Annotated in this window: 1 rRNA gene; it reads left to right on the top strand. The window is 55.3% G+C overall.

What is annotated here, in order from left to right:
- Positions 1-255 (top strand): 23S ribosomal RNA (locus tag R6V09_RS54900); the annotation flags it as partial.

Below are 255 nucleotides of genomic sequence, written 5' to 3'. Positions count from 1 at the left end.
GGTGGCCGCAGAGACCAGCGAGAAGCGACTGTTTACTAAAAACACAGGTCCGTGCGAAGCCGTAAGGCGATGTATACGGACTGACGCCTGCCCGGTGCTGGAACGTTAAGGGGACCGGTTAGTCCGACTTCGGTCGGGCGAAGCTGAGAACTTAAGCGCCAGTAAACGGCGGTGGTAACTATAACCATCCTAAGGTAGCGAAATTCCTTGTCGGGTAAGTTCCGACCTGCACGAATGGCGTAACGACTTCTCGAC

It is taken from the genome of Streptomyces sp. W16 (assembly GCF_033194735.1).
Classification (GTDB): domain Bacteria; phylum Actinomycetota; class Actinomycetes; order Streptomycetales; family Streptomycetaceae; genus Streptomyces.
This window is presented reverse-complemented; position numbering and strand designations above follow the sequence as displayed.